We start from the raw sequence: 13949 nt of genomic DNA, 5'->3' as shown, positions 1-13949 counted from the left end.
CAGCTGGTGGTCGACGACGTCCTGGGTGGTGGCCTGGTAGGCGCCCAGGTTGCGCACGGAATCGCCTGGCAGCCAGAGCATGTCGGCTCCGCGTCCCGGCCCCGGCCAGGGTGGTCCCCGCCCGGCGGCCGCCGGTCAGGGCGGTCCCCGTCCCGGCGGTCCGCGTCCCAGCCCCGGTTCGATGCCGCCTCGGCCGAACCCGGGCGCCATGCCCGCTCGCGCGCAGCGTCCGGCCGGTCCGGGTGGCGCAGGTCGTCCGGCGCGTCCGGGTGGTCCGGGCGCCGGCGGCGGTCGTCCCGGTGGCGGCGGCGGTGGTTACCGCGGTGGCGGCGCTCCCGGTGCCGGTGGCGCCGGTGCGGGTGCCGGTGCCGGTGGTGGCGCGGGTGCTCCCGGTGGCTTCCGGGGTCGCCCCGGTGGTGGCGGCGGTGGCCGTCCGGGTTCCGGTGGCGGTCGCGGCGGTGCCGCGGGTGCGTTCGGACGTCCGGGTGGCGCTCCGCGTCGTGGCCGTAAGTCGAAGCGGGCGAAGCGCGCCGAGTACGAGAACCAGCAGGCTCCGATCGCCGGTGGCGTGCGGCTGCCGCGCGGCAACGGCGAGATCGTGCGTCTCGCCCGCGGCGCCTCGCTGTCGGACTTCGCCGAGAAGATCGGCGCCAACCCGGCCTCGCTGGTCCAGGCGCTGTTCAACCTCGGTGAGATGGTGACCGCGACCCAGTCGGTGAACGAGGAGACCCTCGAGCTGCTGGGTTCGGAGATGAACTACGTCGTGCACGTGGTCTCCCCGGAGGACGAGGACCGCGAGCTGCTCGCCAACTTCGACCTCACCTACGGCGAGGACGACGGCGACGAGGAAGACCTGCAGGTCCGCCCGCCGGTCGTGACCGTCATGGGTCACGTCGACCACGGTAAGACCCGACTGCTGGACACCATCCGTAAGGCCAACGTCCGTGAGGGCGAGGCCGGTGGCATCACCCAGCACATCGGCGCCTACCAGGTGCTGGCCGAGGTCAACGACGAAGACCGTCTCATCACCTTCATCGACACCCCCGGTCACGAGGCGTTCACCGCCATGCGTGCCCGTGGTGCGAAGGCCACCGACATCGCGATCCTCGTGGTCGCGGCCGACGACGGCGTCATGCCGCAGACGGTGGAGGCCATCAACCACGCGCAGGCCGCGGACGTGCCGATCGTGGTGGCGGTCAACAAGATCGACAAGGAAGGCGCGAATCCGCAGAAGATTCGCCAGCAGCTGACCGAATACGGTCTGGTGGCCGAGGAATACGGTGGCGACACCATGTTCGTCGACATCTCCGCCAAGCAGGGCACCAACATCGAGTCGCTGCTCGAGGCCGTGGTCCTGACCGCGGACGCCTCGCTGGACCTGCGGGCGAACCCGGACATGGACGCGCAGGGTGTGGCCATCGAAGCCCACCTCGACCGCGGTCGTGGTCCGGTGGCGACCGTGCTCATCCAGCGCGGCACGCTGCGGGTCGGCGACTCGATCGTGGCGGGTGACGCCTACGGTCGCGTCCGCCGCATGGTCGACGAGCACGGCGACGACGTCGTGGCGGCCATGCCGTCGCGGCCCGTCCAGGTCATCGGTTTCACCTCGGTGCCCGGTGCCGGCGACAACCTGCTCGTGGTCGAGGAAGACCGCATCGCGCGTCAGATCGCCGACCGCCGCAACGCTCGCAAGCGCAACGCCCTGGCCGCGCGCAGCCGCAAGCGGATCTCCCTGGAAGATCTGGATGCCGCTCTGAAGGAGACCTCGGAGCTGAACCTGATCCTCAAGGGCGACAACTCCGGTACCGTCGAGGCCCTCGAAGAGGCGCTGCTCGGTATCGATGTCGGCGACGAGGTGCGTCTGCGCGTCATCGACCGCGGTGTCGGTGGCGTCACCGAGACCAACGTCAACCTGGCGTCGGCCTCCAACGCGATCATCATCGGCTTCAACGTCCGTGCCGAGGGCAAGGCGACCGAGCTGGCGAACCGCGAAGGCGTGGACATCCGCTACTACTCGGTCATCTACCAGGCGATCGACGAGATCGAGAAGGCCCTCAAGGGTCTGCTCAAGCCGATCTACGAGGAGCACGAGCTGGGCCGGGCGGAGATCCGCCAGATCTTCCGTTCCTCCAAGTTCGGCAACATCGCCGGTTGCTGGGTGCTGTCGGGTTCGGTCAAGCGCAACGCCAAGGCGCGCCTGATCCGCGACAACGTCGTGGTCGCCGAGACCACCATCCAGTCGCTGCGTCGTGAGAAGGATGACGTGACCGAGGTCCGCGAGGGCTACGAATGCGGTCTGACCGTCGGCTTCAACGACATCAAGGAAGGCGACATCGTCGAGGCCTACGAGCTGCGGGAGAAGCCGCGCGACTAGGCGAGCAGTACGTGATCCCGCCGGGCCTTCGGGCCCGGCGGGGTTGCGCCCCTTACCTTTCCGGGTAACCGCACGCGCATTCCCCGGGGCGCGTTCATATGACTGAAAAGATGTTCTTCGGAGCGCTCGAGTTCGATATCTTGCTCGGTGATGTGCATTCACTGAAAGAGAAGCGCTCTGTCATCCGCCCCATCCTCGCGGACCTGAAGAGGTTCGACGTGAGTGTCACCGAGGGCGGAGATCATGACCGTTATCGACGGGCCTTGCTCGGTGTGGCAATGGTCAGCTACGGCATGAACCACCTGACCGAGGTGCTGGACAAGTGTGAACGGCACGTCGCCAACCGTCCGGAGTTACAGTTGCTGGCAGTACGCCGCCGCATCTTCGGACCCGAAGACTGAAGAAGTGAGGAGCGCTCGTCATGGCTGATCAAGCCCGAGCACGCCGACTCGCGAAGCGCATCTCGTCGATCGTCGCCACGGCGATCGAATACGAGATCAAGGATCCGCGACTGCGGTTCGTCACCGTCACCGATTCCAAGGTGACCGGTGATCTGCGCGAGGCGACGATTTTCTACACCGTCATGGGTGAAACCATCGACGCCGAACCCGATTACGCGGAAGCCGCGGCCGGTCTGAAGGCCGCCGCGGGCATCCTGCGGTCCAAGGTCGGCGCGGGCACCGGGGTGAAGTTCACCCCCACGCTGGCGTTCAAGCTCGACACCGTGCCCGACGCGGCGCGCGAGATGGAAGAGCTGCTGGCCAAGGCCCGCGCCAGCGACGCGCGGGTCGCGCAGGTCGCGGTCGGCGCGAGCTACGCCGGTGACGAGGATCCGTACAAGAGCGACGAGGACGAAGAAGACGACGACGCCTGACCTCCGGTGACCCCCGTCGACGTCACCCCGGCGGTCGAGATTCTCGACGCCGCGCAGTCGGTGACCATCCTGTGCCATATCCAGCCCGACGCCGATACCCTCGGCAGCGGGCTGGCGTTGGCGCAGGTCCTGCGTCGGCGCGGGGTCCCGGTGGTCGTGGCCTTCGCCGAACCGGACCGGCTGCCGATGTCCATGCGATCACTGCCCGGGACCGAGCTGCTGGTCGCGCCGGATCAGGTGCCGGCCGAGGTGGATGTGCTGGTCGCGGTGGACTGCGGCAGCGCCGATCGGCTCGGCGTGCTGCGGGACCGATTGAGCGGCGCCGCAACGACATTGGTGATCGATCACCATCGCTCGAACACCCGCTTCGGCGCGGTGAACATCGTCGACGAGGCCGCCGAGTCGACCGCGGGCGTCATCGCCCACATCCTCGAGGCCTGGTCCGAACCGCTCGACGCGGAGATCGCGCACTGCCTCTACGCCGGTCTGGTCACCGACACCGGCTCGTTCAAGTGGGTGCGTCCCGGGTCCCACACCCTGGCCGAACGGCTGCTGGCCACCGGCATCGACGGTGCGGCGATCACCCGGACACTCATGGACACCCACCCGTTCGCGTGGCTGCGGATGCTGTCGCGGGTACTGGGGTCCGCCCAGTTGCTGCCCGATGCCGCCGCGGGGGCGGGCCTGGTCTACACGGTGGTGCGCCGCGAGGACACCGGCGGGGTTCGTTCCGAAGAGGTCGAGAGCGTGATCGACCTGATCCGCACCTCGGCCGAGGCCCAGGTCGCGGCCGTGTTCAAGGAGTCGCGGACCGAACCCGGCCGCTGGACGGTCTCGCTGCGCTCGCACGCCAACGCGGACGGCAGTCCCGGCGTCGATGTGGCTCGGGTGGCGGTGTCGCTGGGCGGCGGCGGGCACCGCTATGCCGCCGGGTACAGCGCGACCGGTTCGCAGGACGACCTGATCGAGACGCTGAAATCCCGCTTGAGCGACGGGGGCTAGCGCCGGTTCGGCATCCGTCGACCGGGCTCGAGGAAACACCCCGAGATATGGTGCACACCCTCAACCCTGATCGAGCAGCTGACTCGTCTGCGGATTCCACCCCTTGATCAACACTGCGTCAGCGGGCTCAGCGGGCCAGCACTGAATCCGGACGTGCTGCCAATCGGCGGGATCATCAGAGTCCTCGCCGTATTCATCATCATCGGGCGACTTCGTCAAGGACACACGCACCCGCAGCCACCCCTTCGGAACCCACACCGGATCACCGTCGCCTGTGCCGAACGTTGGACAGGCAATTCTCAACACACCGGAGTCGGCTCGCAGGCTGCACTCGGTCACGGTGTCGAAGGCATCGTTGTCATCGGCCGGCGCCACGCCGGTTACGTCAATGCTGACAGTCACGTCACCGTCGACCCCGGTGCGGATGCCGATCCCGTCGTCCGCCAGCGCGAGATAGCCGAGCAGTGTGGAATCGGACCAGCGATCCGCCAACTGGGTGGAAGAGCCACTGTCCAGCAAGTGGATCTGCCGGTAGTCGGAAAACACGGTCAGTTCAGTCGTCATAGCCGCCTTCATACCAGGCCCCGAGGGGTCTTCTCGGCTGGTAGTCGCACGGCGAATTGCCGCTGTCGGCTGGTGCCGACTTGCCAGTGTCTACCGGGGATCGAGTTGGTGGCGGCCGCAGCCGATGCTCGCGGGCTGCCCGCCCGGTCGTGAAGCTGAGGATGGGGCCGAACGCGCCAAACCATGTCGATTCGTGTCACCGCGGCGCAGGTCATGCCGGAACGGCACTGGGTTTCCGGAGGGTCGGCATCGGCGACGTTCCCCGGCCGGGCTCATGTGATTTCGGGCTCGGCGCACGCGCGGGCGACTCTGTTATTACAGTGGATGCGACAACCATCCTCCGCCGACGGCTTGCCGGGGGAACAGTCCGGGGGCTTCCGCGCGAATACGCTTGCTGACAAGGACGTTTCAGCATTTTCGAAGTGGGTTAAGGCCTGCGCGACCGCGTTCGCGGAGCTCCCGATACCGGTGAGGAATTCCCATGGCGTCCACAGTCCTGCCCCGCATCGCCCGCCGTCTCGGCACTCAGCGCTGGGTCATGAACGCATCCGGCACGATTCTCGCGTCCGACCGCATGGTCCGGCGAATCACCCGGGGACGCAACGGCGTCCTCGACATCGCGGGCCTGCCCTCCCTCGAACTGACCGTGGTCGGCCGCAAGACCGGCCTCCCGCGCACCACCTCACTGCTCTACGTCCCCCACGGCGACAGCATCCTGCTCATCGGCTCCAACTGGGGCAGCCCCGCCCACCCCTCCTGGTCGGCCAACCTGCGCTCGGCCACCACCGCCACCGTCCACGTCGGCGGCCGGCGCTTCCCGGTCACCGTCACCCAGATCACCGGCGTGGAACGAAAACGCGCCTGGGACACCGCCGTCGAATTCTGGCCCGGCTACGAAATGGAACACGACCTCTCCGGCGGCCGCACCTTCCGCATCTTCGAACTCCACCCCGTAACCCCGACCCCGCAACGCCTGGCCGCCATCCGCGGCGCCACACCACCGCGCCCCCGGTCCCCGTACACCCGCCCGGCCCTCGCGGCCGCCGCCGTGACGGTCGCGGCATTGTGGTGGCGTTCCCGCCGCGAATGAAACCACCGGCCTCCGGCCATGTTCCGGGGGAGCGGTTCACCAGAGCGACGGCCGGTTCTCGGCGAAAACGCAGGGCCCGCACCACCGCTCCTTCCAGCGCTGGCCTGGGCTGTCATCGATCGGTCTGCGAGCAGCCCGCATGTTCAAATGCGGACATGCGCATCTAGCCGGTGCCGGGCTGGGAGCGGACCGGACCGTATATTTGCCCGCTCACAGCCCTCGACGGGCGGTTCGGTCGGGCCCATATGGGAGGGTGGGCGGATGAGCGGTGCGGAGATCGTGGCGGGTGGCGGGGAGGATCCGGGATCCCCGGCCGTGGCCGGGGGTGGCAGAGCCGCAGCGAATGGAGTCGGGGGCTCGGGGGCGGTGAACGGTGACCGGCAGGTTTCGGGAGGAGATGATCAAGAGGCCAGGCGCGAGCGTGCGGTCGCGCGGGGTGCGGAGGCGGCGAGTGCGGGGCCGCGGCGGATTCTCGGGATCGCGGTGCCGACCCTCGGGGTGCTGGTCGCTGAGCCGATCTATCTGCTGTTCGATATGGCTGTGGTGGGGCGGCTGGGGGCATTGGCGTTGGCGGGGCTGGCGGTCGGGGGTTTGATTCTGGCGCAGGTCAGTTCGCAGTTGACGTTCTTGAGTTATGGGACGACGGCGCGGGCGGCGCGGCGGCATGGGGCGGGGGATGAGTGTGGGGCGGTCGTCGAGGGGGTGCAGGCCAGTTGGATCGCGGTGGGGGCGGGGTTCGCGATCGTGGTGGTGGTGCAGGTGTTCGCGGGGCCGATCACGCGGGCCATCGCCGGTGGGGCCGATATCGCCGACGCGGCGGAGTCGTGGGTGCGGATCGCGTTGTTCGGGGTGCCGTTGATCCTGTTGGCGATGGCGGGGAACGGGTGGATGCGCGGGGTGCAGCAGACGCGGCGGCCGTTGATGTATGTGGTTGCGGGGCTGGTGGTTTCGGGGGTGCTGTGCCCGACGCTGGTGCACGGGCTGCTGGGCGCGCCGCGGATGGAGCTGGAGGGGTCGGCGGTCGCGAATCTGGCCGGGCAGGCGGTGTCCGGCGCGTTGTTCGCGCGCGCGTTGTGGCAGGCGCATGTGCCGATCGCGCCGCACCTCGAGATCATGAAGGCGCAATTGGTGCTGGGGCGCGATCTGATCGTGCGCAGTCTCGCCTTCCAGGCGTCGTTCGTGTCGGCGGCGGCGGTGGCTTCCCGGTTCGGTGCGGCGTCGGTGGCGGCGCATCAGCTGGTGTTGCAGCTGTGGAACTTCATCGCGCTGACACTGGATTCGCTGGCCATCGCCGCCCAGACTCTGGTCGGCGCGGCGCTGGGGGCCGGAAACGCGCGTGGGGCACAGGGTTTGGCCCGGCGCGTCACGGCCTGGTCGACCATGTTCGCGACGGTGCTGGCGGTCTGCTTCGCCGCCGGTCACTCCCTGATCCCGCGCCTGTTCACCGATGACCCCGCCGTGCTGGACCGCACCAATGTGGTCTGGTGGTTCTTCGTCGCGATCATCCCCATCGGCGGCGTGGTCTTCGCCCTCGACGGCGTCCTGCTCGGTGCGGGCGACGCCGCCTTCCTGCGCAACGCCACCCTCGGCTCGGCCCTGCTCGGCTTTCTCCCGATGATCTGGCTGTCGCTCGAATTCGACTGGGGCATCGGCGGAATCTGGACCGGCCTGGTCGCGTTCCTGGTCCTGCGCCTGATCACGGTGTCGTGGCGGGCGCTGTCGGGCCGCTGGGCCCGGGTGGGATCGGAGGTGCCGGGACGGATGTCGTGATCCGTCCCGGCGGCGGCGCTATTCGGCGGAGCCGTTGGCCTGTGCGGCGGCCTGCTTCTCGAGGTTCTGCGCCACTTCGGCCTGCCAGTTCTCGTTGGCGTGGGTGGTGTCGACCTCGTATTCGAAGCGGGCCGTCATTTCCGGCTTGATGTCGGCGACGTCGACGTAGAACTGCTCGTACCAGCGGCGATGCTGGTAGACCGGCCCGTCTTCCTGGGTGAGCAGGGGATTGTCGATGCGGGTCTTGTGTTTCCAGATCTCGACGTCCTGCAGGAAGCCGACGCCGAAGCTCTTACCGAACGCCTTGGCCAGTTTCTCGGATTTCTCGGGCGGCAGCCCTTGAATGCGCTGCACACTCACACCCCACTGCAGCATGAAGGAGTTGTGGGTGACGGGGTAGTGGCAGTTGATGAGCGCGACTTCGACGGTGTTGTCGCCGAAGTCGTTGTGCAGGTAGTTGATCATGTAGGAGGGCCCGAAATACGAGGCCTCCGACCGCAGCAGTGACATCTCCTGCGAGTAATTCGATTTCGCGTGCACGTCCGGCCGTCCCTTGGAATGCAGGAACTGCGTCGCCACATGCCCTTCGAACACATTCTTGAAGTACACCGGGTACGCGAAGTGAATGTAGAAGAAGTGCGCCATATCGACGTTGTTGTCGATGATCTCCCGGCAGTGCGCGCCCTCGATGAGCAGCGAATTCCAGTCCCAGTCGCTCCACTGGTCGGTCTCGATGCCCTCGATGTGCGGAATGGCGACTTCCGGGGGCGGCGGATTGCCCTCCGGGTCGTTCCAGACGAAGAACTGCCCGTTCTCCTCGCAGGTGATCCAGGACCTGGTGCGCGCCAACGGCGGAACGCGCCGCGCATAGGGAATGGCGGCGCATTTGCCGTCGCCGCGCCACCGCCAGTCGTGGAAGGGGCAGGCGATATTGTCGTCCTTGACGGTGCCGTAGGCGAGGTCCGCGCCCATGTGCCGGCAGTAGCCGTCCAGCGCGTGCAGTTCGCCCGTGCTGTCGGACCAGATCACCAGTTTGGTGCCGAAGGCATTGACCGAATGTGGCTGTCCGTCCCGGAAGCTCTCGGCGAGCCCGAGGCAATGCCACCCCCGGGCGAACCGGGTCATCGGTTCGCCGACATCGATGCTGCGATAGTGCTGACTCATCTGCGTCCTCCGCGATCGATCAGTCCCTGCACCAGCAGCCTAATAGAACACGTGTCAGTTTTGGTCCGGAATCAGACCCCTCGATAGCGCCGCACAACGACTTTCGCGGGGCGGATCGAGCGATCCCCTATGGTCAGGCCCGGTTGGATGACCGACTCCACGGTCTTGTCCGCGTCCCGGTCGTCGGTGCCGACGATCTCGGCGGCCTCCATGGTGTCCGGATCGAACGCCGTGCCCCGGAACGGCGTCACCAGCTCGCCGCCGCGTTCGGCGAGCATGCGCTCGACGCGGCGGTTGATGGCCTCGAAGCCTTGCCGGTCCGGCTCGGAATTCGAGGTGGAGACGAAGGTCTGGGCCAGACCGTGCAGCGCGAACAGGTCGCGCAGCAGGGGTGCGTCGGCGTCCGCGCGCTCGTCGCGGCGCTGGAGCTTGGCCGCGTCGGCTAGTCGCTCGATGGTGGCGGCCTGCCGGGCGATGACGCGCGCGAGGTCGTCGATGCGCTCGGTGATGCGGTCGAGCGGGGTCGCGGGGTCCACCTGGGGAATCGTGGCCGCCGGGGCTGGATCGGTCATGCACGAACGATAGACCCCGCTGTCGTCGGCGACTGCTACCATCGCCGCCATGGGGGTCTATGGAATCGATCTGGGCACAACGAATTCGGCAATTGCGGCAATCGACGCGGATGGCCGGCCGCAGGTGCTGGTCGGATTGCAGGGGGAACCGACCGTTCCCTCCGTCGTGCTGTTCGCCTCCGCGACCGACCATGTGGTCGGCGAGGGCGCCCGCCGGCAGGCCCGGCTCGACCCTGACAATGTGTGCACCCTGGTGAAACGCCGCATGGGCGACGCGGAATGGCGGTTCGGCGCGCACGGGCAGCTGTGGTCCGCGCCCGCGATATCGGCGCTCATCCTGAAAAGCCTTGCCGCCGATGCCGAGTTCTCCGGTGGCGAACCGGTGCGGCGCGCGGTCATCACCGTGCCCGCCTACTTCGGTGACGAGGAGCGCCGCGCCACCATCCAAGCGGGCACCTATGCCGGATTCGATGTGGCGGGTGTGCTCTCGGAGCCGATCGCGGCCGCGCTGTCCTACGGTTTCGGACGGTTGGACGGCGGCATCGAACTCGGCAAGACTCCCGCACGCGAGACCGTGCTGGTCTATGACCTCGGCGGCGGCACCTTCGACGCCACCGTCATCGAACTGGCCGATCGCCGCATCTCGGTGCTCGCCGTGGAGGGCGACCATCAGCTCGGCGGCGCGGACTGGGACGAACGCGTGGCGCTGTACCTGTCGCAGCGGTTCTGCGCGGCCAACCCCGATGCCGAAGACCCCCTGGATGATTCGGTCGGCTCCCAAATGCTGGTGCTGGCCGCCGAACAGGCCAAACAGGAGCTCACCACCGCCGAGGACACCGAGGTGGTGATCGCGCACGACGGTGCGCGCGCGGTGATCGCGCTGACCCGCTCCGACCTCGAATCGCTGACCGCCTCGCTCATGCGGCGCACCCTGGACCTGACCAAGGCGGTGCTGGCGGCGGCCGAGCAGCGCGGGGTGCGGCAGGTGGACCGGCTGCTGCTGGTCGGCGGCTCGTCCCGGATGCCGATGGTGGCCGAGCAGCTGCACAAGGAATTCGGGCTCACCGGCGAACTGCGCGACCCGGATCTGTCGGTGGCGCGCGGGGCCGCGCTCTACGGCGAGAAGCTGGAGATGGAGCGGCTGGTGGCCGCGGACCTGGTGACCCGGGGGCGGCTGCGCGACGGCGCCCCGCTGACCGACGCCGATCCCGGCGACCTGGAGGGCTCGCTGGCGCGGGTGGCCGGATCCTTCGGGCAGCCGGTGAGCCTGGTGCGCCGCATGATCGAGATCCAGGTGGACACCGTGGTGTCGCGCGGGTTCGGGGTGCTGGCGCTGGATCCGTTCAACGGGCTAGCGGCAAGCTGGCTGGTGCATCGCAATCAGACGCTGCCGATCAAGGTGCGGCGCTCCTACGGCACGGTGCGCGCGAACCAGGAGCAGATCGAGCTGACCATCGTCGAACAGCAGGGGCAGGCCGCCTCGACCCGGCCCGAGGACACGAAGGTGCTGGTGGAGGGCAGGATTCGTGATATCCCGCCCGGGTATCCGGAGGGTAGTGAAGTCCGGGTGACCTTCGAGATGGGATTCGACGGTGTGCTGCACGTGACCGCCTACCATGTGGACGCCGATCTGCCGCTGACCTTGTCGGTGCAGACCGGGGCCACCCTGTCGCAGGCGGACGTGGAGCGCGAGCTGGATCAGCTGCAGCGCACCCGCCGTCGCAACTCCTGACCGGTATACGCTGTCCGACGAAAAGCCATGCACGCCTTCGATCCCAATGACTATCGCAAACGCGTCCTCGCCGCCGTCGAACGCCGCGGCGGCCTCGCGGAGTCGGATGCCTTCGAGCTGTACGACATTCCGCTCGCCGACGCGCCCCGCCTGAGTGACGCCGAGGTCGCCGCGCGGGTCGAGCAGGTGTGGGCGCTGTGGCAGAAGCTGCGCGACCACCCCAAGTTCCGGGTGCTGGCCGGGCTGCTGGTCGAGGCGCATCAGGAGCTGTCCGAGCCGCTGCTGCACACCGGTTCCCGGCTGATCGAGGCCGACCGGGTCAAGCAGTTGCGCGGCCGTCGCGACGCCGAACGCTACGAGATGCTCGATGCCGCCATCGAGCGACTGATCCAGCGGCACCACGGCATTCCCGCCGGGAAGATCGCGGGCCTCGAGGATATCGGCCGCCTGGGCGGGCTGACCGTCGCCGAGGTCGCCGACCGGGTGCGCCGCCACCGCATCATCGACGAGGCCCCCGCCCCGCCGCCGCCCCCGGCCGCGCCCGAGTTGAGCACCGAGCGTCGCCGCCAGATCCGGTCGCTGCTGGCCGAATACGAGCGGCTCATCGCGGGGGACCCGGTGCCCACCCTGCTGTCGCTGCTCGGCATGGACTTCTCGGCGGCCCACCGCAGCAACGAGATCCGCCTGCGCGCCGAGGCCCTGCGCGCCCGCACCCGCGAACTCCCGCCGGGCCGCCTGCGCGCGGTCCTCGATGAGCTTCTCATCCACATCGGCGACCTGCTCGAGCCCGGCGGCCCGCTGGTCGACGCCTACCTGCTCACCATCACCGAATCCGTCACCGACCAGCTGCGGCCCCAGGTCCGCGCCGCCGTCCTCGTCGAAGATCTCCTGGTCGCACCCGATTTCGACTACCTCCTCGGCCTGGCCATCGCCGCCGGCCTCGACCGCGCCACCGCCGAACGCGTCCTCATCGCCCTCGCCGACGAACTCGGCACCACCGTCGAGGGCCGCGAACACCTCGCCGCTCCGCCCCGATCCGCGGGCGCCGCGCACACCGGCTCAACATCGACTGGTTCACGGCAACCCTCGACGGACAGTGGAGGGACCGGATCCGGACAGCCCTCGCCGCTCGCAGGACAACGTGGGGCACACCGTGATTCGGGCGCGACTCCCGCGACCGGTGGCGGTGCGGCCGGGACCGTTGGTGGTGCGGCTGGAACCGGTGGCGGTGCGGCTGGGACCGGTGGCGGTGCGGCTGGGACCGCTGGTGGAGCGGCCGGCACCGCTGGTGGTGCGGCTGGGACTGGTGGCCGAGCGGCCGCAGCAGGTGGCGGTACGGCCGGATCAGGTGGCGGTGCGGCTGGATCAGGTGGCGGTGCGGCTGGATCAGGTGGCGGGCAAGGGTTCTCGGGCGGCGGCGTGCCGGTGCGGGGCGGTGCGGATTCGCCTGGGGCTCCCGAAGCGGAGCAGTGGCAGCGGACGCCGTATGACGGGCCGACGCGATCCGGGCGGCCGTGGGAGGCCGCGTTGCGGGCGGCTCGGGCGTCGTTGCGGGCTGGAAAGCCCAAGGAGGCGGCGGCTTTCGTCGCCGACGCGCGGCGGCTGGTGGGCGATGACGCGGCGGCGGCGCGATCGGTGCGCGCGGTGGGGGAGGACGTCGAGCGGGTGCTCGCGGAGGCGGTCGTGCATTGGCGGGCCGCCGTGTCGTGCTGTGCGGGTCGGCGATTCGTGGAGGCGCTGGCCGAGCACCTGGACTTCCTGGATCGGCGGGCCGCCGATGTCGCGAATCCGGATCCGCGGGGCGCGAGCCGGGAACTGCTGATCGGCAGGGCGCGGGCCGCGGTGATCGAGGCCGGACGCCTGTTCGAGGCTCTGCCCACCGATCCCGGCCTGCGCATGCAGGCGGTGCGCGAAGTCCTCGAGGTCTGCGCCGACCACGCCGAGGCTCGAGCGGCCCTGGCCGAACTCCGCGTCGCCGCTCCCGAACGCGTCACCGTCAGCCGGAAACCGGACGGCACGGTCGTCATCACCTGGACCCCGTCCACCACCGATCAGGCCGAGTACCGCATCACCCGGTTGCTCGCGGACGGTTCCTGGCGCGTGGTCGGCCGCACCCGCGGCGTGGCCATGGAGGACGGCGGCGCGCCCGCCGGACCGGTGCCGGTGTACGGCGTGGTCGCCTCGATCTCGGGCCGCGCCTCGGACATGACCCGCTCGGACCGGGGTTCCGCCGGTGCGGGAGCCGCGGCGTCCGGCGGACACCCCGGCGGCGCCGCGGCTGCTACCGGGAGCCCGACAGCCGCCGATTCCGCGGGACGTTCGATGTCGGGCGGTTCCGCGGGGGGCCCAACGGCGGCCGGTTCCGCGGGGACCTCGGCGGCGGGCGGTTTCACCGGGAGCGCGGCGGCGGGCGGAACCGCGGGGAGTTCGGCGACCACCGGTTCCGCCGGGAATCGCGCGTTCGCCTCACCGGACGCCGAGCCCAGCGGCATGCCGACCGTGCGTGGGCTCGGTGAGCGCGAGGGTCTGCTGGTCTTCCAGTGGCCGACCGGTATCACCGAGGTGATGGTGGTGGCCCGTGCCGACGCGCCGCCCGTCGACCCGGATGATCCGCACGCGCGGCGCTGGAAGGTCACCAATATGCGCTATGAGATCGAGGGCGGTGTGCGCATTCCCGCCGAGATTCCGCGCCCGTGTCATGTGGCGGTGGCGTCGTGTCGCCGGGAGCCGTCCGGAACCCTCACCGTCGCGGCCGGATTCGGCGCCGCGGCGCGCCTTCGCTGGGTGCGGTGACGCCGGTTTCCGCC

The 13949-nt window shown here is 69.4% G+C and carries 10 protein-coding genes and 1 pseudogene; 8 read left to right on the top strand and 3 right to left on the bottom strand.

Annotation, left to right across the window (positions count from 1 at the left end; translation table 11 throughout):
• Positions 1-568: 568 nt before the first annotated feature.
• From infB to ACWELJ_RS19415, 4 genes and pseudogenes are all read left to right on the top strand, one after another.
• Entirely contained in the window at positions 569-2374 is a 1806-nt protein-coding gene (infB, locus tag ACWELJ_RS19430) for a translation initiation factor IF-2 (protein ID WP_452367527.1), read from the top strand.
• A gap of 110 nt (positions 2375-2484) precedes the next feature.
• The gene (locus tag ACWELJ_RS19425) at positions 2485-2775 is read left to right on the top strand and encodes a DUF503 domain-containing protein (protein WP_452367532.1); all 291 of its coding nucleotides are present in this window, start codon (positions 2485-2487) and stop codon (positions 2773-2775) included.
• 20 nt (positions 2776-2795) lie between these two features.
• The gene (gene rbfA, locus ACWELJ_RS19420) at positions 2796-3248 is read left to right on the top strand and encodes a 30S ribosome-binding factor RbfA (RefSeq protein ID WP_452367526.1); all 453 of its coding nucleotides are present in this window, start codon (positions 2796-2798) and stop codon (positions 3246-3248) included.
• Positions 3205-4250, top strand: a pseudogene (locus ACWELJ_RS19415) (DHH family phosphoesterase). The gene rbfA and the pseudogene ACWELJ_RS19415 overlap by 44 nt, the downstream one beginning before the upstream one ends.
• Positions 4251-4310: 60 nt before the next feature.
• Here the strand turns inward: ACWELJ_RS19415 and ACWELJ_RS19410 are convergent.
• Positions 4311-4814, bottom strand: a complete 504-nt coding sequence (locus tag ACWELJ_RS19410; protein ID WP_452367525.1) for a hypothetical protein — start codon at positions 4812-4814, stop codon at positions 4311-4313.
• A 481-nt stretch (positions 4815-5295) separates the two neighbouring features.
• On the opposite strand from ACWELJ_RS19410, the gene ACWELJ_RS19405 reads away from it, so the two are divergent.
• Together ACWELJ_RS19405 and ACWELJ_RS19400 are read left to right on the top strand one after the other, a co-directional pair.
• Entirely contained in the window at positions 5296-5904 is a 609-nt protein-coding gene (locus ACWELJ_RS19405) for a nitroreductase family deazaflavin-dependent oxidoreductase (RefSeq protein ID WP_452367524.1), read from the top strand.
• A 534-nt stretch (positions 5905-6438) separates the two neighbouring features.
• Positions 6439-7674, top strand: coding sequence for an MATE family efflux transporter (locus ACWELJ_RS19400; RefSeq protein WP_452367531.1), 1236 nt, complete (start codon positions 6439-6441; stop codon positions 7672-7674).
• Positions 7675-7692: 18 nt separating this feature from the next.
• Here the strand turns inward: ACWELJ_RS19400 and ACWELJ_RS19395 are convergent, their stop codons facing one another.
• Positions 7693-8838, bottom strand: a complete 1146-nt coding sequence (locus ACWELJ_RS19395) for a Rieske 2Fe-2S domain-containing protein (RefSeq protein ID WP_452367523.1) — start codon at positions 8836-8838, stop codon at positions 7693-7695.
• A 71-nt stretch (positions 8839-8909) separates the two neighbouring features.
• A complete protein-coding gene (locus ACWELJ_RS19390; RefSeq protein ID WP_452367522.1) occupies positions 8910-9410 on the bottom strand; it encodes a nucleotide exchange factor GrpE in 501 nt (166 codons plus the stop codon).
• Positions 9411-9459: 49 nt separating this feature from the next.
• On the opposite strand from ACWELJ_RS19390, the gene ACWELJ_RS19385 reads away from it, so the two are divergent.
• Both ACWELJ_RS19385 and ACWELJ_RS19380 read left to right on the top strand, forming a co-directional pair.
• Positions 9460-11142 (top strand): Hsp70 family protein, encoded by a 1683-nt coding sequence (locus ACWELJ_RS19385; RefSeq protein WP_452367521.1) that lies wholly within the window; start codon positions 9460-9462, stop codon positions 11140-11142.
• 27 nt (positions 11143-11169) lie between these two features.
• On the top strand, positions 11170-13935 hold the full coding sequence (locus ACWELJ_RS19380; protein WP_452367520.1) for a hypothetical protein: 2766 nt from the start codon (positions 11170-11172) through the stop codon (positions 13933-13935).
• Positions 13936-13949 lie beyond the last annotated feature (14 nt).

It is taken from the genome of Nocardia sp. NPDC004582 (assembly GCF_053602115.1).
This window is presented reverse-complemented; position numbering and strand designations above follow the sequence as displayed.

Bases quoted from the DNA above. Each gene is read 5' to 3' on its own strand.
- ACWELJ_RS19425 (WP_452367532.1), top strand. From the start codon at position 2,485: ATGTTCTTCGGAGCGCTCGAGTTCGATATCTTGCTCGGTGATGTGCAT.
- rbfA (WP_452367526.1), top strand. From the start codon at position 2,796: ATGGCTGATCAAGCCCGAGCACGCCGACTCGCGAAGCGCATCTCGTCG.
- ACWELJ_RS19410 (WP_452367525.1), bottom strand. From the start codon at position 4,814: ATGACGACTGAACTGACCGTGTTTTCCGACTACCGGCAGATCCACTTG.
- ACWELJ_RS19405 (WP_452367524.1), top strand. From the start codon at position 5,296: ATGGCGTCCACAGTCCTGCCCCGCATCGCCCGCCGTCTCGGCACTCAG.
- ACWELJ_RS19400 (WP_452367531.1), top strand. From the start codon at position 6,439: ATGGCTGTGGTGGGGCGGCTGGGGGCATTGGCGTTGGCGGGGCTGGCG.
- ACWELJ_RS19395 (WP_452367523.1), bottom strand. From the start codon at position 8,838: ATGAGTCAGCACTATCGCAGCATCGATGTCGGCGAACCGATGACCCGG.
- ACWELJ_RS19390 (WP_452367522.1), bottom strand. From the start codon at position 9,410: ATGACCGATCCAGCCCCGGCGGCCACGATTCCCCAGGTGGACCCCGCG.
- ACWELJ_RS19385 (WP_452367521.1), top strand. From the start codon at position 9,460: ATGGGGGTCTATGGAATCGATCTGGGCACAACGAATTCGGCAATTGCG.
- ACWELJ_RS19380 (WP_452367520.1), top strand. From the start codon at position 11,170: ATGCACGCCTTCGATCCCAATGACTATCGCAAACGCGTCCTCGCCGCC.